This is a genomic window from Bacillus sp. FMQ74 (assembly GCF_001875785.1).
In the GTDB taxonomy this organism is placed as follows: domain Bacteria; phylum Bacillota; class Bacilli; order Bacillales; family Bacillaceae; genus Bacillus; species Bacillus stercoris.
Window position 1 is genome coordinate 187,418 of record NZ_MOEO01000003.1, and the last position, 20,367, is coordinate 207,784.

Annotated in this window: 18 protein-coding genes and 1 pseudogene; 13 read left to right on the forward strand and 6 right to left on the reverse strand. The window is 44.4% G+C overall.

Going from position 1 to position 20,367, the window contains the following annotated elements; translation table 11 throughout:
- Positions 1-6 precede the first annotated feature (6 nt).
- On the reverse strand, positions 7-924 hold the full coding sequence (locus BLL41_RS07765) for a DMT family transporter (RefSeq protein ID WP_071577406.1): 918 nt from the start codon (positions 922-924) through the stop codon (positions 7-9).
- Between the two features lie 99 nt (positions 925-1,023).
- Here BLL41_RS07765 and BLL41_RS07770 point away from each other — a divergent pair, with 99 nt between their 5' ends.
- Together BLL41_RS07770 and BLL41_RS07780 are read left to right on the forward strand one after the other, a co-directional pair.
- On the forward strand, positions 1,024-1,902 hold the full coding sequence (locus tag BLL41_RS07770; protein WP_071577407.1) for a LysR family transcriptional regulator: 879 nt from the start codon (positions 1,024-1,026) through the stop codon (positions 1,900-1,902).
- A gap of 156 nt (positions 1,903-2,058) precedes the next feature.
- On the forward strand, positions 2,059-3,069 hold the full coding sequence (locus tag BLL41_RS07780) for an LLM class flavin-dependent oxidoreductase (RefSeq protein WP_071577408.1): 1,011 nt from the start codon (positions 2,059-2,061) through the stop codon (positions 3,067-3,069).
- A gap of 49 nt (positions 3,070-3,118) precedes the next feature.
- Here BLL41_RS07780 and araR read toward each other — a convergent pair whose 3' ends face one another.
- Positions 3,119-4,207 carry an arabinose utilization transcriptional regulator AraR gene (gene araR / locus BLL41_RS07785; RefSeq protein WP_071577409.1) on the reverse strand — a complete coding sequence of 363 codons (1,089 nt, stop codon included), beginning with the start codon at positions 4,205-4,207 and terminating at the stop codon, positions 3,119-3,121.
- A gap of 204 nt (positions 4,208-4,411) precedes the next feature.
- Between araR and araE the strand changes: the two genes are divergently transcribed.
- From araE to BLL41_RS23280, 8 genes and pseudogenes are all read left to right on the forward strand, one after another.
- Complete coding sequence (araE, locus tag BLL41_RS07790; RefSeq protein ID WP_071577410.1) at positions 4,412-5,806, forward strand: arabinose-proton symporter AraE; 1,395 nt, start codon at positions 4,412-4,414, stop codon at positions 5,804-5,806.
- Between the two features lie 297 nt (positions 5,807-6,103).
- A complete protein-coding gene (gene cggR / locus BLL41_RS07795) occupies positions 6,104-7,126 on the forward strand; it encodes a gapA transcriptional regulator CggR (protein WP_071577411.1) in 1,023 nt (340 codons plus the stop codon).
- Positions 7,127-7,172: 46 nt separating this feature from the next.
- Positions 7,173-8,180 (forward strand): type I glyceraldehyde-3-phosphate dehydrogenase, encoded by a 1,008-nt coding sequence (gap, locus tag BLL41_RS07800; RefSeq protein WP_003219957.1) that lies wholly within the window; start codon positions 7,173-7,175, stop codon positions 8,178-8,180.
- Between the two features lie 315 nt (positions 8,181-8,495).
- On the forward strand, positions 8,496-9,680 hold the full coding sequence (locus BLL41_RS07810) for a phosphoglycerate kinase (protein WP_003243051.1): 1,185 nt from the start codon (positions 8,496-8,498) through the stop codon (positions 9,678-9,680).
- A 30-nt stretch (positions 9,681-9,710) separates the two neighbouring features.
- A complete protein-coding gene (gene tpiA / locus BLL41_RS07815; RefSeq protein ID WP_014478011.1) occupies positions 9,711-10,472 on the forward strand; it encodes a triose-phosphate isomerase in 762 nt (253 codons plus the stop codon).
- A complete protein-coding gene (gpmI, locus tag BLL41_RS07820) occupies positions 10,465-12,000 on the forward strand; it encodes a 2,3-bisphosphoglycerate-independent phosphoglycerate mutase (RefSeq protein ID WP_071577413.1) in 1,536 nt (511 codons plus the stop codon). Before tpiA ends, gpmI begins: the two co-directional genes overlap by 8 nt.
- A 29-nt stretch (positions 12,001-12,029) precedes the next feature.
- The gene (gene eno, locus BLL41_RS07825) at positions 12,030-13,322 is read left to right on the forward strand and encodes a phosphopyruvate hydratase (RefSeq protein WP_041850522.1); all 1,293 of its coding nucleotides are present in this window, start codon (positions 12,030-12,032) and stop codon (positions 13,320-13,322) included.
- A gap of 97 nt (positions 13,323-13,419) precedes the next feature.
- Positions 13,420-13,729, forward strand: a pseudogene (locus BLL41_RS23280) (MFS transporter); the annotation flags it as partial.
- Here BLL41_RS23280 and BLL41_RS07830 read toward each other — a convergent pair.
- A complete protein-coding gene (locus BLL41_RS07830; RefSeq protein WP_071577414.1) occupies positions 13,711-14,175 on the reverse strand; it encodes a GNAT family N-acetyltransferase in 465 nt (154 codons plus the stop codon). The pseudogene BLL41_RS23280 and the gene BLL41_RS07830 sit on opposite strands and share 19 nt — an antisense overlap.
- Positions 14,176-14,301: 126 nt before the next feature.
- Between BLL41_RS07830 and BLL41_RS07835 the strand changes: the two genes are divergently transcribed.
- Positions 14,302-16,119, forward strand: a complete 1,818-nt coding sequence (locus BLL41_RS07835) for a zinc ribbon domain-containing protein (RefSeq protein ID WP_071577415.1) — start codon at positions 14,302-14,304, stop codon at positions 16,117-16,119.
- 35 nt (positions 16,120-16,154) lie between these two features.
- Here the strand turns inward: BLL41_RS07835 and BLL41_RS07840 are convergent, their stop codons facing one another.
- Together BLL41_RS07840 and BLL41_RS07845 are read right to left on the reverse strand one after the other, a co-directional pair.
- Positions 16,155-16,853, reverse strand: coding sequence for a zinc ribbon domain-containing protein (locus tag BLL41_RS07840; RefSeq protein WP_071577416.1), 699 nt, complete (start codon positions 16,851-16,853; stop codon positions 16,155-16,157).
- A 132-nt stretch (positions 16,854-16,985) separates the two neighbouring features.
- On the reverse strand, positions 16,986-17,600 hold the full coding sequence (locus tag BLL41_RS07845; RefSeq protein ID WP_071577417.1) for a PH domain-containing protein: 615 nt from the start codon (positions 17,598-17,600) through the stop codon (positions 16,986-16,988).
- Positions 17,601-17,750: 150 nt separating this feature from the next.
- On the opposite strand from BLL41_RS07845, the gene BLL41_RS07850 reads away from it, so the two are divergent.
- Positions 17,751-18,386, forward strand: coding sequence for an NAAT family transporter (locus tag BLL41_RS07850; RefSeq protein WP_083427959.1), 636 nt, complete (start codon positions 17,751-17,753; stop codon positions 18,384-18,386).
- 17 nt (positions 18,387-18,403) lie between these two features.
- Here the strand turns inward: BLL41_RS07850 and opcR are convergent, their stop codons facing one another.
- Positions 18,404-18,961 (reverse strand): opuC operon transcriptional regulator OpcR, encoded by a 558-nt coding sequence (opcR, locus tag BLL41_RS07855; RefSeq protein WP_071577419.1) that lies wholly within the window; start codon positions 18,959-18,961, stop codon positions 18,404-18,406.
- A 263-nt stretch (positions 18,962-19,224) separates the two neighbouring features.
- Between opcR and opuCA the strand changes: the two genes are divergently transcribed.
- Entirely contained in the window at positions 19,225-20,367 is a 1,143-nt protein-coding gene (gene opuCA, locus BLL41_RS07860; protein WP_071577420.1) for an osmoprotectant ABC transporter ATP-binding protein OpuCA, read from the forward strand.

Below are 20,367 nucleotides of genomic sequence, written 5' to 3' on the forward strand. Positions count from 1 at the left end.
TTTTTATTATTGTGCAGCTTTCTCTTTTATACCAATCGCCGCTGCTTTCTGCGCTTTTGATTTTGTATTCACAAGACAGATGCTTGTGACAATCAGCAGCAGCCCTGCCAAGAGGCTAAGGGTAAGCGGTTCATGCAGGAAAATGGAGCTGGCCACGATCGATATGAGCGGAATCAAAAAAGTATAAGATGCGACCTTGCTTGCTTCTCCTGAACCGACAAGCGTAAAAAAGACAAGCCAACCGAGCGCGATAACGAATACAGAGATGAACAGCAGGCTCGTGATAAACGGAGCTGTCCATTGGATCGCGGAGAAGCTTTCTGTCCAAAAGCCGGAGATAAGCAGAAACACGCTTCCGATCGTCAGCTGCAAAGCGACCATCCAGATAGAATCGACGCGGCTGCCTGTTTTTTTCATATATACCGTCCCGAGCGCCCAGCTGATTGCGGAACCGAGCGCCAGCAGAATCCCAATGACAGAAATATGCCCGCCAAAGCCCGCGGCACTAATGACGGCTACTCCCGCAAAACCGAGGATGAGCCCGACCACTTTCATCGCAAACATGGATTCACCGAGCCACAGCCAAGAAAATACACCCATCAGAACAGGCTGAAAGAAGACGATTGCAGAAAACAGGCCGGCCGGAAGATAATTCAGCCCAATCGTTTGCAGGCCGTAGAATAACGTAATGTTTAAAAGTGCAGAAACAAGATAAATCGGCCACGTTTCTTTTAAACGCAATTTTTGGATACGCGGCAGTGCGACAATGACTAATAAAAGCCCGCCGATCAGCGTTCGGATGCCCGCGAACAATAAGGGCGGCGAATAGGCGAGCGCGGCTTTGGACAGCGGCCAATTGACGCCCCACATGATGACGAGAAATGCGAGCAGGAGAGCTGTCCGCGTTTTTGAGAGCTGCTTCATTGTTCATTCACTCCTTGTAGAACTTTTCCATCATATGATACGGTAGAACATAAGATAAATAAAATGAATCTTTTTTATAAGGAGCATAAGTAAATTGTTATGACCATTACACAATTAAGGGTTTTCGTCAAAATAGCTGAAACAGGAAGCTTTACAAAAGCGGGTCAGGCGCTGAACATGACACAGCCGGCTGTCAGCCATGCGATTTCTGCAATCGAAGCTGAGCTTGATGTAAAGCTGATTATTCGTGACCGCCGCAATGGCCTGATGCTGACTGATACGGGAAAACAGATCTTAGTACACATCAGAGAAGTCCTAAAAGGCATTGAAAAAGTTGAGCAGGTCGCAGCAGCGGAAAAAGGGCTAGAACTGGGTACGATCCATATTGGCACATTCTCAACTGCCTCGGCTTATTTTATGCCGAAGCTGATCAGTGAATTTAAACAAAAATATCCGAAACTGGAGCTTGTGCTGCACGAGGGAACTGTAAATGAAGTAAAGGAGTGGCTTCACACGCGGATGATAGATGTCGGCATTCTTCTGTATCCAACAGAGGAGATGGAGTACATTCATTTGAAAAAAGACAAAATGGCTGTCGTGCTTAGGGATGATCACCCGCTTTGCAGCCGTTCAGCCATTACGCTGAAAGATCTCGATCATGAACCGATGATCGTCTGCGACGGCGGCTATGAATCACCTTTTCACGATATGTTCAGGCAAGCGGGCGCTACGCTGAACACCGCTTTCACAGTCTATAACATGAACACCTCGATCAGTATGGTCAAAGAAGGACTGGGTCTCGCAATTTTATCAGAAATGTCCATGTCGGGCATGCCGCTGCCAGAGCATGTGGTGACCAGAGAGTTGGACCCGCAGGTATACCGTGATGTGCAGCTTGCTGTTCCGTCGCTGAAGGAGGCTTCTCTGGCGGCTAAGCTCTTTATTGAGATGGCTAAGGAGCTGTTTGGAGCAGAATAACGTTCCAAACCGTTCATTTTATATTGTTCGAATTTCATCGAATCAAATTCTTTTATTCCTGAATGCAGTTGTGTTATGGTGTGATAGAAGTTCTTTCGATCATGACCTGACAGCTTTGGGCTGTTTCCTGATAACACATTTGCAAAGGAGAACAATATGTCTAACAACCAACGCAAAGATACCTTGCTTTCTGTCTTGAATTTATCTCCGGTTGTTCAGGGAGGAACGATCGCGGAATCATTCCGAAACAGCATGGACTTGGCGCGCCGTGCGGAGGAATGGGGCTATCACCGTTACTGGCTTGCTGAGCATCATAATATAGAAGGTGTGGCAAGCTCTGCCACCGCAGTTTTGATTGGCCATATTGCCGGAGGCACTAAGAAGATCCGCGTCGGTTCCGGCGGCATTATGCTCCCGAACCACTCTTCATTAGTCATTGCTGAACAATTCGGCACACTGGAAACATTGTATCCCGGGCGGATTGACCTGGGGCTCGGACGTGCGCCGGGAACGGACCAATTGACAGCAAGAGCGCTCCGCAGAAACATTAACAGCGGGGAGGATTTCCCAGAACAATTAGAGGAACTCCGCAATTACTTTAAACCGTCAGGAAATGTGCGCAATCAAGTCCGCGCCATTCCCGGAGAGGGCATAGATGTGCCGATATGGCTGCTGGGCTCAAGCGGTTTCAGTGCCCGCCTTGCAGGTGAACTAGGTCTTCCGTTTGCCTTCGCCGCTCATTTCTCGCCGGCGAATACGGTTCCTGCCTTGGAGCTGTACCGCAATTCCTTCACGCCGTCGGAAGTGCTCGACGAACCGTATGCGATGGTCGGTGTCACCATTATCGCGGCAGATACAAACGAGAAAGCGCAGCACCTTGCGACTTCACATTATCAAAGATTTCTTGATCTTGTCCGCGGTACGCCGAACCAGCTGAAGCCGCCTGTTGAGGATATGGACCAAATCTGGAGCCCGTATGAAAAAGCGATGGTCAATGAGCAGCTAAGCTCCACGATTGTCGGAGGACCGGAAGAAGTGAAGGCGAAGCTTGAAGACTTCGTCAAAACGACACAGGCTGACGAAATTATGGTTAACTCAGAAACCTATGAACACGCAGACAGAATGCGTTCGTTTGAAATCATCGCTGATGTTTGGAAAAACAGATAACAGCTATCAAACAAAGCAATGTAGCGGGGAGACCCATACATTGCTTTTTTTATTCATTCAGTTTTCGTGCGGACTGGCGAATGATCAACTCAGGCTCAAATATAACATCCTCTTGCTTTGGCTTCTTATGCTCTAAACAGTCAATGACATATTTGGCGGCTGCTTTTCCAAGCACCGATTTCGGATGTTTGACAGAGGTTAGTTTCACTTCTGAGATTTGGGCGAAATGTGAATCATCATACCCGACGATAGACATATCCTCCGGCACTTTTAGATCCATCTCCCTCAGCATATCAATCACCTTCAGCGCAATTTCATCGTTATAACAAAGAATGGCTGTCGGCATATGCTTGCTGTTTTTCTCCAGTGTGGCCTTCACTTTCTCCAGAAGTTTTGATTCTTTTTCTTCCGTTGTAAATGTCACAATCATATCTGGAGAGGGGAACAAATCACGCTCCCGGTGCGCCTGTATAAATCCGTTCATCCGTTTCACGCCTTGTGTGTCATCAGCTTTAAAAATACCCATCATGTGCGTGTGGCCGAGAGAAAGCAAATGCTCAGCCGCCATCATGCCGCCTTTCACATCATCCAAGGTAAAACTCGGTGCGGCAAGCTCAGCATATGACGCGTTTATCATCGCAAAAGGAATGCCGTTTTTCTCCAAGTTTAGATAGTAGCCGATGTTTGGGGTTTGCAGGGCGCTTTTTGTCGGTTCTACGATGAGTCCGTCAATATGCTGGGACAGCAGGTTTTCTAAGCCTCTTCTTTCATTGTCCGGGTTGTTGTTTGTGCTTGTCAAAAGCATAGAATATCCCTGCTCGCTTAAATAGGACTCGATTCCTCTGATAATGCTCGGGAAAATATAGTCTGATATGTAGGTTGTCAAAACACCGATCGTTTTATTGGAATGCAGCGCTGACTTCGCAGAGCGTGAAGCGACAAAGGTGCCTCCGCCTTGCACGCTGTACAGCAGGCCTTGTGATACGAGGTCTCCGATCGCTTTGCGAATGGTATGCCGGCTGACGCCGAATTGCTGCATTAATTCGTTTTCGGTAGGGATTTTTTGATCGGGCAGTATTTTGCCTTGATTAATCCATGAACTGATTTCTTCTTTTACTTGCGCGTATTTTGGTAACATATCCATTCCTCCAAAATGTATACGGACAAATTTCAGTATATCATAGCGTTCTTGGTAAGAAAACATTGACAGAAAATACAAACAAGATTATTCTATATTTGTACGTACTAATTAAATGTAATTTTCGTTAAATTTTAATATAAGTACGTACAATTGCAGGATGAAATGAAAACGCTTTACTCAACATTTCGGGAGGGCAGGGAAATGAAGAATACTCCAACTCAATTAGAACCAAATGTTCCTGTAACAAGAAGCCATTCAATGGGATTTGTCATTTTGATCTCATGCGCGGCGGGGCTTGGCGGCTTATTGTATGGCTATGACACGGCAGTGATTTCTGGCGCCATCGGTTTTCTGAAAGATTTATACAGCCTGAGTCCGTTTATGGAGGGACTTGTCATTTCAAGCATTATGATTGGAGGAGTTGTGGGAGTCGGGATATCCGGATTTTTAAGTGACAGATTCGGCCGGAGAAAAATTTTAATGACAGCCGCTTTATTATTTGCGATATCAGCAATCGTTTCAGCGCTTTCTCAAGACGTGTCCACTTTGATCATTGCAAGGATTATCGGGGGCCTGGGAATCGGGATGGGCTCATCGCTCTCTGTTACGTACATTACAGAAGCGGCGCCGCCCGCCATACGCGGAAGTTTATCATCCTTATATCAGCTCTTTACGATACTGGGTATTTCCGCAACATACTTTATTAATCTGGCTGTGCAGCGGTCTGGAACATACGAATGGGGCGTGCACACCGGCTGGAGATGGATGCTTGCTTATGGAATGGTGCCGTCCGTCATCTTTTTCCTTGTCCTGCTCGTCGTTCCGGAAAGTCCGAGATGGCTGGCGAAAGCGGGCAAAACAAACGAAGCTTTAAAGATCCTGACACGTATTAATGGAGAAACTGTTGCAAAAGAAGAATTAAAGAACATTGAGAACTCTTTAAAAATAGAACAAATGGGGTCGCTCTCCCAGCTGTTTAAGCCGGGTCTCAGAAAGGCGCTTGTCATTGGAATCCTGCTTGCGCTGTTTAACCAAGTCATCGGCATGAACGCCATTACTTACTACGGGCCGGAAATCTTTAAAATGATGGGATTCGGGCAAAACGCCGGATTTGTGACGACTTGTATCGTCGGAGTTGTAGAAGTCATCTTTACCGTTATTGCGGTGTTGCTGATTGATAAAGTCGGACGAAAAAAACTGATGTCCATCGGTTCTGCTTTTATGGCTTTTTTTATGATTTTAATCGGGACGTCGTTTTATTTTCAGTTAACAAGCGGGATCATGCTGATCGTCATTATATTAGGTTTTGTCGCTGCTTTCTGTGTCTCGGTTGGGCCGATCACATGGATTATGATTTCTGAAATCTTTCCGAACCATCTGCGTGCGCGGGCTGCGGGCATTGCGACCATCTTTTTATGGGGAGCAAACTGGGCGATCGGACAGTTTGTGCCAATGATGATTGATTCTTTCGGGCTCGCCTATACATTCTGGATCTTCGCGGTGATTAACATCCTTTGCTTCCTGTTTGTCGTAACAATCTGCCCGGAAACGAAGAACAAATCGCTCGAAGAAATTGAAAAGCTTTGGATAAAATGAAAACGCTTTAAAAGAACAGCCCTTTCTATGGGAAGGGCTGTTTATATTGGGATGCACCATTTGGCGTTTTCTGTATAAGATAAAGATATATAGGAAAAAATAGTGCTGGATAAAACGCCGCGGTATGAAAACTCTGCGAATATTGTCGATGAATTGGCTCTTAACAGTTGAATAAACAATTCCACCCTGTTAAAATAATTAAAGAAAGCAGAAATGATTTTTTTTGGCTATGATGGGACGTTTTTTGTCATAGCGGGACATATAATGTCCAGCAAAAAAGGAAGGAACGTTTGAGTCATGAACCAGTTAATACAAGCTCAAAAAAAATTATTGCCTGATCTTCTGCTCGTTATGCAAAAGAGGTTTGAAATCTTGCAGTATATCAGGCTGACAGAACCGATCGGGCGAAGAAGCCTGTCTGCCAGTCTCGAAATCAGCGAGCGTGTGCTGAGGGGCGAGGTTCAGTTTTTAAAGGAACAGAACCTGGTCGATATTAAGACAAACGGCATGACATTGACAGAAGAGGGCTATGAACTGCTTTCTGTTCTGGAAGATACGATGAAAGATGTTTTAGGTTTGACACTTTTGGAAAAGACATTAAAAGAACGTTTAAATCTAAAGGATGCCATTATCGTATCAGGTGACAGCGATCACTCTCCATGGGTCAAAAAAGAAATGGGAAGAGCGGCTGTCGCATGTATGAAAAAAAGATTTTCAGGCAAAAATATCGTCGCTGTAACTGGCGGTACGACAATTGAAGCTGTCGCCGAAATGATGACGCCGGATTCTAAAAACCGCGAACTTTTGTTTGTGCCTGCAAGAGGCGGTTTAGGTGAAGACGTGAAAAACCAGGCGAACACCATATGCGCGCATATGGCGGAGAAGGCTTCAGGCACTTACCGGCTTTTGTTTGTTCCGGGACAGCTGTCACAAGGCGCCTATTCATCTATTATTGAAGAGCCTTCTGTCAAAGAGGTGCTGAACACCATTAAATCAGCGAGTATGCTGGTTCACGGAATCGGCGAAGCTAAAACTATGGCTCAGCGCAGAAACACGCCTTTAGAAGATTTAAAGAAAATAGATGATAACGACGCGGTGACAGAAGCGTTCGGCTACTATTTTAACGCGGACGGCGAAGTGGTCCACAAAGTGCATTCTGTCGGAATGCAGCTGGATGACATAGACGCCATCCCCGATATTATTGCGGTAGCGGGCGGATCATCAAAAGCAGAGGCGATCGAGGCTTACTTTAAAAAGCCCCGCAACACGGTTCTCGTCACAGACGAAGGAGCCGCAAAGAAGTTATTAAGGGATGAATAATCCCTCAATATAAATATCTCTCACTTATTTAAAGGAGGAAACAATCATGGCAGTAAAAGTCGGTATTAACGGTTTTGGTCGTATTGGACGTAACGTATTCCGCGCAGCATTAAACAATCCTGAAGTTGAGGTAGTAGCGGTTAACGATTTAACAGATGCTAACATGCTGGCTCACCTTTTACAATATGATTCTGTACACGGAAAATTAGACGCTGAAGTTTCAGTTGACGGTAACAACCTTGTTGTTAACGGCAAAACAATTGAAGTTTCTGCAGAACGCGATCCTGCTAAACTTAGCTGGGGCAAACAAGGCGTTGAAATCGTAGTTGAATCTACTGGTTTCTTCACAAAACGCGCAGACGCTGCGAAACACTTAGAAGCTGGCGCGAAAAAAGTAATCATCTCTGCTCCTGCTAACGAAGAAGATATCACAATCGTTATGGGTGTTAACGAAGATAAATACGATGCGGCTAACCACGATGTTATCTCTAACGCATCTTGCACAACAAACTGCCTTGCGCCGTTTGCAAAAGTACTTAACGATAAATTCGGCATCAAACGCGGTATGATGACAACTGTTCACTCTTACACAAACGATCAGCAAATCCTTGATCTTCCGCACAAAGACTACCGTCGTGCGCGTGCAGCAGCTGAAAACATCATCCCAACATCAACTGGTGCTGCTAAAGCAGTTTCTCTAGTTCTTCCTGAACTAAAAGGCAAACTGAACGGTGGAGCAATGCGTGTTCCAACTCCAAACGTTTCTCTAGTTGACTTGGTTGCTGAACTGAACCAAGAAGTAACAGCTGAAGAAGTAAACGCAGCTCTTAAAGAAGCGGCTGAAGGCGACCTTAAAGGAATCCTTGGCTACAGCGAAGAGCCATTAGTTTCTGGCGACTACAACGGAAACAAAAACTCTTCTACAATCGATGCTCTTTCTACAATGGTTATGGAAGGCAGCATGGTAAAAGTAATCTCTTGGTACGATAACGAAAGCGGCTACTCTAACCGCGTTGTTGACCTTGCAGCTTACATCGCAAAAAAAGGTCTTTAATTTATAGCTGAAAAAGGACCTGACTTGGTTCTTTTGAATAGAAGCGCTATAATGAAAGCGGACAAGGGAAGGGGACGGACTCCCTTTCCCTTTTTCCATGAAGACCGGCTTTCAGAAAACGCTCTGTGATAGAGAAACGACCGCGTTTTAGCAGCTTTGCCGGCGCTTTCGCCTAAGGCCGCTGCCCTGGCCATTAGACGAACTGCCCTGTGCCGAAAAAGACTGCGATCTGCCCTGGCGGCGTTATCGCTTGAACAGACGGTTTCACGTTTTTCGTGCTGTATGCAAACCATTTTGAAGGAGGATCTCCTAGGCATGAATAAGAAAACTCTCAAAGACATCGACGTAAAAGGCAAAGTTGTATTCTGCCGCGTTGACTTTAACGTTCCAATGAAAGACGGGGAAGTAACAGACGATACACGTATCCGTGCTGCGCTTCCAACAATTAAACACCTTGCAGACCAAGGCGCGAAAGTCCTTCTTGCGAGCCACTTAGGCCGCCCGAAAGGCGAAGTAGTTGAGGAGCTTCGTTTAACTCCTGTCGCTGCACGTCTCGGCGAACTGCTTGGCAAAGAAGTGAAAAAAGCGGATGAAGCTTACGGCGATGCTGTAAAAGCACAAATTTCCGAGATGAAGGACGGAGACGTTCTTGTATTGGAAAACGTACGTTTCTATCCTGGTGAAGAGAAAAATGATCCTGAGCTTGCAAAAGCATTTGCTGAGCTTGCAGATGTATATGTAAATGACGCATTCGGTGCTGCCCACCGTGCTCACGCATCTACAGCTGGAATTGCCGAGCATCTGCCAGCAGTTGCAGGTTTCTTAATGGAAAAAGAGCTTGATGTACTCGGAAAAGCGGTTTCTAACCCTGACCGCCCGTTCACGGCGATCATCGGCGGAGCGAAAGTAAAAGACAAAATCGGTGTCATCGAAAGTCTTCTTGATAAAGTAGACAACCTGATCATCGGCGGAGGTCTTGCTTATACTTTCGTAAAAGCGCTTGGCTATGAAGTCGGGAAATCTCTTCTTGAAGAAGATAAGATCGAGCTTGCGAAATCATTTATGGACCGCGCTAAAGAAAAAGGCGTTAACTTCTACATGCCTGAAGATGTACTCGTTGCAGATGATTTCTCTAACGATGCAAACGTGAAAATTGTGCCGATCTCTGAAATCCCTAGTGATTTAGAAGCAATCGACATTGGTACGAAAACACGCGAAACGTATGCTGACGTCATCAAAAACAGCAAACTTGTCGTGTGGAACGGACCGATGGGCGTATTCGAAATCGACTTGTTCGCTCAAGGAACAAAAGCGGTTGCGGAAGCATTGGCAGAGGCGAAAGATACATACTCTGTCATCGGTGGAGGAGACTCTGCGGCAGCGGTTGAAAAATTCGGCCTTGCTGACAAAATGAGCCACATCTCAACAGGCGGCGGCGCATCCCTTGAGTTTATGGAAGGCAAAGAGCTTCCAGGGGTAGCTGCACTGAACGATAAATAATCTCAAAACTGCTATAAGGAAGTGGAACAGATGAGAAAACCAATTATCGCCGGTAACTGGAAAATGAACAAAACACTCGGCGAAGCTGTCAGCTTCGTTGAAGAAGTGAAATCTTCCATTCCAGCAGCAGACAAAGCTGAAGCTGTTGTTTGCGCGCCAGCGCTTTTCTTAGAAAAGCTTACTTCTGCTGTTAAAGGCACTGACCTAAAAGTCGGCGCTCAAAACATGCACTTCGAAGAAAGCGGCGCGTTCACAGGCGAAATCAGCCCGGTTGCTCTGAAAGACCTTGGCGTTGACTACTGTGTCATCGGCCACTCTGAGCGCCGTGAAATGTTCGCTGAAACTGATGAAACAGTTAACAAAAAAGCACACGCAGCTTTCAAACATGGCATTGTGCCGATCATCTGTGTAGGTGAAACGCTTGAAGAGCGTGAAGCCGGCAAAACAAATGATCTTGTTGCTGACCAAGTGAAAAAAGGCCTTGCTGGTCTTTCTGAAGAACAAGTTGCTGCTTCTGTTATTGCGTATGAGCCAATCTGGGCAATCGGAACAGGCAAATCTTCTACAGCGAAAGATGCGAATGACGTGTGTGCGCATATCCGTAAAACCGTTGCTGAAAGCTTCAGCCAAGAAGCTGCAGACAAGCTTCGCATCCAATATGGCGGAAGCGTAAAGCCTGCAAACATTAAAGAATATATGGCAGAGTCCGATATTGACGGTGCTTTGGTCGGCGGCGCAAGCCTTGAGCCACAGTCATTCGTTCAATTATTGGAGGAAGGTCAATATGAGTAAAAAACCAGCTGCACTCATCATTCTTGATGGGTTCGGATTACGTAACGAAACAGTAGGGAACGCAGTTGCTTTAGCGAAAAAACCGAATTTTGACCGCTACTGGAACCAGTATCCTCATCAAACATTGACTGCTTCAGGCGAGGCTGTAGGCCTACCTGAAGGGCAAATGGGGAACTCCGAAGTAGGTCATTTAAATATCGGTGCGGGACGTATTGTGTACCAAAGCTTAACACGCGTAAATGTTGCCATTCGTGAAGGGGAGTTTGAGCGCAATCAAACATTCCTTGACGCGATCAGCAACGCGAAAGAAAACAACAAAGCCTTGCACCTGTTTGGCCTTTTATCTGACGGAGGCGTGCACAGCCATATCAACCATTTATTCGCACTGTTAAAACTTGCGAAAAAAGAAGGGCTGACAAAGGTTTATATCCATGGCTTCCTTGACGGCCGTGATGTAGGTCCGCAGACAGCGAAAACGTACATCAACCAGTTGAACGAACAAATCAAGGAAATCGGTGTGGGTGAAATCGCCAGCATTTCCGGACGTTACTACTCTATGGACCGCGACAAACGCTGGGACCGTGTAGAAAAAGCGTACCGCGCAATGGCATACGGCGAAGGCCCATCATACCGCAGCGCCTTGGATGTTGTTGATGATTCATATGCGAATGGCATCTACGATGAATTTGTGATTCCATCTGTTATCACAAAAGAAAACGGTGAGCCTGTTGCGACAATCCAAGACGGCGATTCTGTGATTTTCTATAATTTCAGACCGGACCGCGCCATCCAGATTTCCAACACGTTCACAAACAAAGACTTCCGTGAATTCGACCGCGGCGAGAATTATCCAAAGAACCTGTATTTCGTCTGCCTGACTCACTTCAGTGAAACAGTCGACGGCTATGTAGCGTTTAAACCGATAAATCTTGATAACACAGTCGGAGAAGTATTATCTCAGCACGGATTAAAACAGCTTCGAATTGCAGAGACTGAAAAGTATCCGCACGTCACGTTCTTTATGAGCGGCGGCCGTGAAGCTGAATTCCCGGGTGAAGAGCGTATTCTCATCAATTCGCCTAAAGTTGCAACGTATGACTTGAAGCCTGAAATGAGTGCGTATGAAGTGAAAGACGCGCTTGTCAAAGAAATTGAAGCTGACAAGCATGACGCGATCATTCTGAACTTCGCAAACCCTGATATGGTCGGCCACTCCGGAATGGTTGAACCAACAATTAAAGCAATTGAAGCAGTGGACGAATGCTTGGGCGAAGTCGTTGACGCGATTCTCGCTAAAGGCGGACACGCCATCATTACCGCTGATCACGGTAATGCTGACATTCTGATTACGGAATCAGGCGAACCGCACACTGCGCATACAACAAACCCAGTCCCTGTGATTGTAACGAAAGAAGGCATTACGCTTCGTGAAGGCGGAATCCTAGGCGACCTTGCACCAACGTTATTAGACCTTCTCGGTGTTGAAAAACCGAAAGAAATGACAGGAACATCTTTAATTCAAAAATAATTTGAAAATCAAAAGGAGAGACAAAACTTATGCCATACATTGTTGATGTTTATGCACGCGAAGTATTAGACTCCCGCGGCAACCCAACAGTTGAAGTTGAAGTATATACAGAAACAGGAGCTTTCGGCCGCGCTTTAGTGCCAAGCGGAGCTTCTACAGGTGAATACGAAGCGGTTGAGCTTCGTGACGGCGACAAAGACCGTTACCTTGGAAAAGGTGTGTTAACAGCTGTTAACAACGTAAACGAAATCATTGCACCAGAGCTTCTTGGCTTTGATGTAACTGAACAAAACGCAATCGATCAGCTTTTAATCGAGCTTGACGGTACTGAAAACAAAGGCAAACTTGGTGCGAACGCAATCCTTGGCGTATCTATGGCTTGTGCGCGTGCTGCTGCTGATTTCTTACAGATTCCTCTTTACCAATACCTTGGAGGATTCAACTCAAAAACTCTTCCTGTACCGATGATGAACATCGTAAACGGCGGAGAGCATGCTGATAACAACGTGGATATTCAAGAATTCATGATCATGCCTGTAGGTGCTCCTAACTTCCGTGAAGCACTTCGCATGGGCGCTCAAATCTTCCACAGCCTGAAATCAGTATTAAGCGCAAAAGGCTTAAACACTGCTGTAGGTGACGAAGGCGGATTCGCTCCAAACCTTGGTTCTAACGAAGAAGCGCTTCAAACAATCGTTGAAGCAATCGAAAAAGCCGGCTTCAAACCTGGCGAAGAAGTGAAACTTGCTATGGATGCTGCATCTTCTGAGTTCTACAACAAAGAAGACGGCAAATACCATCTGTCTGGCGAAGGCGTTGTGAAAACATCTGCAGAAATGGTTGACTGGTATGAAGAGCTTGTTTCTAAATACCCAATCATCTCTATCGAAGACGGACTTGACGAAAACGACTGGGAAGGCCACAAGCTTCTTACTGAGCGTCTTGGCAAAAAAGTTCAGCTTGTTGGTGACGACCTCTTCGTTACAAACACGAAAAAACTTGCTGAAGGTATTAAAAACGGCGTAGGCAACTCTATCCTGATCAAAGTAAACCAAATCGGTACATTGACTGAAACATTCGATGCAATCGAAATGGCGAAACGCGCAGGCTACACAGCTGTTATCTCTCACCGTTCTGGTGAAACTGAAGACAGCACAATCGCTGATATCGCTGTGGCTACAAACGCAGGACAAATCAAAACAGGTGCTCCGTCTCGTACGGACCGTGTTGCGAAATACAACCAGCTTCTTCGCATCGAAGATCAGTTGGCTGAAACTGCTCAATACCACGGTATTAACTCTTTCTACAACTTAAACAAGTAATAAATAGACCGCCGAGATAAATCTCGGCGGGTTTTTTTATGCAAACTTTCCTAGCACTAGCTTTTATTATCCATCTATTTATTTCCTTGATTTTGTACTTTTTTTGGTGCTAGGCGTTATTATTTCCTATATTGATGTACAAACAGTTTTGTATGTTCAGAAGACTGTCCCGACTGAACTACTTCGGAAGAATTTTTCTCACTTATTTTTTCTATCGTAAAGATGGGAGAACCTCTTTCAGCAGCTGTTTACACAGTCCTTCTAGTGTGTATGGACGCTGATTATATCTTTCTGTCTGCCGGTCTGACTCTCATGCTGGCTTTTTTTATCATATCAGTGAGGCAAGGAATAAGCAGCGGGATACCGGGAAAAAAGCAAATCAGCTCTTTTATGAAAGATCTAAATAAAGCCTCACCATATCGCGGCATTGAATCCCGTTTTCAAAAATTTCTTCATCATAGTGTCTGATAAAGAAATCATGGTCGATCGCCTGAAGGCGGAATCCGCATTTTTGATAGAGAGAAAGCTGATGAATGCTGGAATTCCCCGTGCCGATTTCAATCGTGTCCGCCCCCAGCTCTTTCGCCTTTTCGATGGCGTCAAGTACCATCTGTTTGCCAAAGCCTTTCTTCTGAAGAGATTCTTTTACGGCAATATTTACAATTTCAATTGTTTGCGGCCTTGTTTTTAGCAATACATAAACTCCGGCAAGCTCATCACCGGCCCAAGCTGTGTAACATTCTCCCCTCTCAAGGTATTCATCTACAATGTCTTTTGATGGATCGGCGAGCAGCAATAGATCATACAATTCGTCATTAGTATCTTCTCCTAATTCAATCCTGAGCTTTTGCATATTCTTACCACCTTTTTTAGTCTGATAGACATTTAATTTTTTCATTCGTTCCCAATTTCATTCTGTTTTATTATAAAATATGAAAAGCAGTAAATGTTATCAATTGACTAGAATAGGAGGAAAGTCATGTTTTTTTGTAAGAATTGCGGTACCCAGAATAATGAAGGGGCCAAGTTTTGTAAAGAATGCGGCACCCCGATCGGAGGGAGCAGTAAACAGGCCGATCCAGAAACAGCAAGCACTGCCGAAACGAGGCAGGCTCCGCGAAAACCGATCCCTAAGAAAACCATCATTTTATGGAGCAGTATTGCCGCAGCGTGCGTTATATTATTCGCCGCATATAAAACCGGAGCGTACTTTACTTCAAAGGATAGGTTAATTGACAAGTTTGAACAGGCCGTAAATGATGAGGACAAGGACCAAATCGCGTCTCTTCTCACACCGGTAAATGACAAGCTGAAGCTCACTAAAAATAATGTAAAACCGTTTCTTACATATTTGAAGGACCATCCAGACAAAAAGGATGAACTTTTTGCATCGCTGCGTGATGAAACAGCCCAGAAGGATATCGTATATGCGGAAAAAGACGGGAAAAGCCTGCTGGTATTTGATCATTACGACTTAAAGATAGCACCTGTTTATTTTGAAGTAACTAGCAATTATAAAAATACCGATTTATATGTCAATAAAGAGGAAGCCGGATCTGTAAAGAAAGCCGATCAAGCACAAACCTTGGGTCCGTACATTCCCGGTGAATATACAGTCTCAGCCAAACTGAAAAACGATGTCGTCGATCTTGTGAAAAAGGAAGACATTCAGGCGGTTGGCGATAACAGCTTTCGTGTAGATCTCTCATTGGAAGCAGACGATGTGACATTCAGCTTAGCGGATGACATCAAGAGCGGGAAGGGAGATTTGCTGATTAACGGCAAGTCGATTCATAAAGATCCATTCAAATCCGTAACATACGGTCCGCTGCTAATAGATGGATCAATGACAGCTTCAGTCGAGGCAGAATTTCCGTGGGGAAAAACAAAAACAGCCGGCGTTCCCATCGAACATAAAGAAATGGAGTTAACGTTAATTCCTGATCAAGATACACAGGAACAGATTATGAACACAATTGTCAAAACAACAAAACAATACTCCAAATCGCTATCCGATGGGAATACAGCCCAGATGACAGAGGCAAGTGCCAAATGGAAGGCAGAGACGAAGGATACCGTTGATTCTATGAAAAGTACGGATTCATACTTAAAAGATAGATACTTGGAAACTGATTTTGACCTGGACACATTTGCCATCTCTCAGAAAAACGACGGGACGTGGCAGGTATCGGTAACAGGAAAAGAACTCCACCAATCTTCTTCGTATAGCGACTATTCAAAATCTGAAATGACTGATGACAGTCCGAGTTATGAATATCTTCTTTCATATGATAAAAAACAGAAAAAGTGGATTTTTGAAGACGCAGAATCAACATTCGAATCTGCAGGCACAAATATAAAGAAAATCAAAAATGATAAACCAGAGACATACACATCGGCTTGGGCTGATTCGAAGAACAAAGACAGTGAAAACTCTGCAAGCGGTGATGTTACAGATGAACAAGTGACATTATTTATGGGCAGTTATCTGCAAAGTCAGGCAGATGCCGTGAATCACAATAATTTCTCACTAATGGAAGACAGTCTTGAGAAAGGCAGTTCCCTTTATTCCGACCAGCAGCATCTCGTGGCGAAATTAAATAAAGAGGGGACAACAGAAGACTTTAATAACTATGAAGTGAAAAGCTGGAGCCAAAATGGTTCGGCTATCACGATTAAGACGTATGAGGAATTCTATATCACAAAATCAGGCGGCAGTCCAAAGCTCAGAACATATAATTGGACCTATACCGGCGTAGTGAAGAATAAGAGAATTTACTTAACGTCTATTCAATAAAAGAACCCCATCGCCAGCAGGTGATGGGGTTCTTTTTAAAAGAGCATATAACGGAAAATCTCTTTGACATAGTGTTCGATAATAAGCTGAAATGTGACGCAGATGATCAGATAAATCACAATCGTTGAGTAAATGACATCAACCTTCCCTTTATATGAATGCTGGTAACTGCTCAGCATCGCAGGAGGAATGGCGAAGAATGCACCGATTAAACCAACGGCTAACACGGTGAAACAAATGTCTGTATGTAATAAAAAGAAGAAAAGGGCAAGAATCAAAATAGCCGTAAACGGAATGAGAAACGCTCCGAATCTTGAGAATGAATCTTTAAAAGACACTTGGTTTCCCGCGATTTTCAGGGCGAAAAAAATGCATGCATGCAGGCCAAATAGAAATAAAATAAAATAAATGGTTGGCTCTAAGAAGATTGCTGTAAAGCTTACGCTTCCGGGACCGTCTGAAAAAAGAATATAAAACATCAAAGGGGTCAGCAAACTGAAAAGAACCAGCGTAATCACAGCGCTGATCAACTGCTCTCCGCCTGTTGCTTTACATTCCTGATAAGGGCGTTTCAGGACGGCCAGGACAAATGAACCGAACTGTTTTGCTGCTTGCTTTGCAGCGGCTCCAGTTTGAGATGCCTGCTGTTGGCCTGATTGACCAGGGAGCGGCGATCCGCATTTCTCACAAAACTTTCCGCCATCAGTTTGATGGCCGCATTGAGGACAATACATAAAATAACTCCTTTACTGTAATATAGGGAAAATAGACTAATAGTTTTATTATAAAAGAAAAAAGTTGTAAAGTAATCAATATTCATACAAAAAAAAGACACGAGCCTTATAGCAGCTGTGTCTTTTTTTATGCTAGTTATTAATATATTTCTCAAATACCTCTCCAAAATCTTTGATATGATACTGCGAGCGAACGGATGTCAGCCAAGTGAATCCGAATTCGGTCAGCTCTTTATATTGCGTTTCAATATTGACGTGCTCAGGGCGGGTATGGTGAAGAATCGTCACTGCTTTATCTAAGCTTTGCTCCGCTTGATTGATCAATATGTCATTTTCATAGGTTGTTTCAGCGATGCGGAGAAGAGCTTTATAAAGGTCTTTTAATTTTTCAATCTGGTCTTTGTGAACATCAATGTCGAATTGTTCACCGCCCAGCTTAAACTTTATTTCAACATCCAAATCGACTTTTCCGGCAGTTTCAAGAAAAACGTCAGAGATTTTATATTGCGAATAAGGGTAGCGTTTTAACGTTCGTTTTGAGGAAGTGGCGCGTTCGCCGTCTACATGGATCAGGGCCAGGTTCGTAAAGCAATATTCGTCTGCTTTTGTTTTAATCAAGAAATAAATTTTCTCATTGTCTTCATGCATGACATAGTCATCTGCGTCTGTTTTGTCATAGTCCTGAGGTTCGATAATTTTTCCGATATCAGATAAGCCCAAGGCATCTGCCGCAATTTTTTTGAACATCTGTATACGTCCTTCCTATTCAATTTTGTCACTTCATTGTAGCATGGAGCGTTTCTGACAGGCTATAAAGGTTTACCGGGAAATCGCCTCCGGGTAAAAGGGGGGAGAATAATTCTATTTCCTGTGCAGACACTACCAACAAGGAGGTATATGATGTTCTCATTCATCGTTCACGTCTTCATTTCTTTATTCGCAGTATCAAATCCGATCGGAAACGTACCAATATTTCTGACGCTGACAGAAGGCTATACATCAGCGGAAAGAAAAGCGATTGCCCGGAAGGCAGCTATTTTATCCTTTTTTATTCTCGCGGCTTTTTTGGTTTTTGGCCATCTTATCTTTAAACTGTTTGATATCAACATTCACGCGCTCCGAGTGGCGGGCGGCATATTCATTTTCGGCATTGCCTATAATCTATTGAATGCGAAAGAGTCGCACGTGCAGTCTCTTCATCATGATGAACATAAGGAAAGCAAGGAAAAAGCGGATATATCTGTCACACCTTTATCCATTCCGATCATTGCTGGGCCTGGAACGATTGCAACAGTAATGAGCCTTTCCGCCGGGCATAGCGGTATTGGTCATTATGTGGCTGTCATAATCGGCATAGCCGCCGTTATTGCCCTGACCTTTCTCTTTTTCCACTATTCTGCTTTTATCAGCAGCAAACTCGGAAAAACCGAGATGAATGTGATTACCAGACTGATGGGATTAATCTTAGCCGTGGTTGCGGTCGGGATGATCGGTGCTGGGCTGAAAGGCATGTTTCCGGTCTTAATCTCATGATGCAAAAAGCAGCTCCCTTATTTTAGAGAGCTGCTTTCTTTTGTTTTCGGCACGTACCGAAAGACTTCCTCACTCTCAAAAAATTCAATCAACCTGCTCAGCCAATCATAGTAATGAAGCCATTCTTTTAATTCATTCAGCAGCTGATTGACTTTCTCTTCCGCTTCCGGGGTAAGCCCGTCCCTTTGTAAAAGATCAGTCAGCTCCCGGTTTAATTTTTTATACAGCACTTTGTTTTTGCTCACGACCTTTGTCCAATTCGCCGCAAATAAAGAAATGAAGGTTTGATAATAATCCTGCTCGACGTCATAAAGGTCTTTTCGTACGCCTTTTTCAAACACCTTTTCGGCGATATTGGCATCGATCATTTCACGGACAACCTGGCTCATCCGTGTTTTGCTCATGCCCGTAGCCTCAGAGAGCTCGCTTAAGGTCATCGGTTTTCGATTCATATAAATAATTCCGAGCACACGTCCGACAGTTGAAGGCATTCCAAACGTATGCATATTTTCGGCAATCTTCTCAATGAGATGCTCTTCAGCATGTTCAATGATGTCGAGAGCAGTTTTTTTCACAGCTGATCATCCCTTCAAATGGCAATTGATGGTGTCAATATATCATATTTCTTCCTGATGTTGAAAATAGCTGAATGCAGAGGAAGTGGGAGGTATCCGGCGTAATTGTAAGAACACCCTTTCCGTCTCGGTCATAACAATAAATAATCTATAAATAACATATAATTTCAACACATTGTAAACTTTTTATTTTACAAAGTTCAAATTATAATAAGGATTATACTTTTCAGAAAATTTAATGGAAACCTGCGGAGGTGCACGGATTGCTGAAATTGGAACAAGTGTCAAAAGTATATAAAGGCGGCAAAAAAGCTGTGAACAGCATTGATTTAGATATTGCCAAAGGTGAGTTTATCTGTTTTATCGGCCCGAGCGGCTGCGGAAAAACGACAACGATGAAGATGATCAACAGACTGATAGAACCATCGTCTGGAAGGATCTTTATTGACGGAGAAAATATTATGGAACAGGACCCGGTTGAGCTGAGGAGAAAAATCGGCTATGTGATTCAGCAGATTGGTTTGTTTCCCCACATGACCATCCAGCAGAACATCTCACTCGTACCGAAACTGTTGAAATGGCCTGAGGAAAAACGGAAGGAACGGGCGCGAGAGCTGTTAAAGCTTGTGGATATGGGTCCGGAATATTTAGACCGTTATCCCCATGAGCTCAGCGGCGGTCAGCAGCAAAGAATCGGCGTGCTGCGCGCGCTGGCCGCTGAACCCCCTCTCATTTTAATGGATGAACCGTTCGGAGCGCTTGATCCGATTACGCGTGATTCCCTTCAGGAAGAATTCAAAAAACTGCAGAGAACACTAAACAAAACGATTGTGTTTGTCACCCACGATATGGACGAAGCGATTAAGCTTGCTGACAGAATCGTGATTTTAAAAGCGGGAGAAATCGTTCAAGTCGACACACCTGATGAGATTCTCCGGAACCCGGCAAATGAATTTGTTGAAGAATTTATCGGGAAAGAACGCCTGATTCAGTCAAGACCGGATATCGAGCGGGTAGAGCAAATGATGAACAGAACGCCAGTGACGGTATCTGCGGACAAAACGCTTTCTCAGGCGATTCAGCTGATGAGAGAAAAACGTGTTGACTCGCTGCTTGTTGTGGACCGGCAAAACGTGCTGAAGGGCTATGTTGATGTGGAAATGATTGATCAAAACCGCAAAAAAGCAAGCATCGTTGGCGACGTATACCGCTCAGATATATATACCGTTCAAAAAGGGGCGCTTCTTCGCGATACAGTCCGAAAAATTTTGAAGCAGGGGATCAAATATGTTCCGGTCGTCGATGAACAGAATCATTTAGCAGGGATTGTGACAAGAGCGAGCCTTGTTGATATCGTATACGATTCCATTTGGGGCGACGAGGAAAACCAGCTCATGACGATCTGA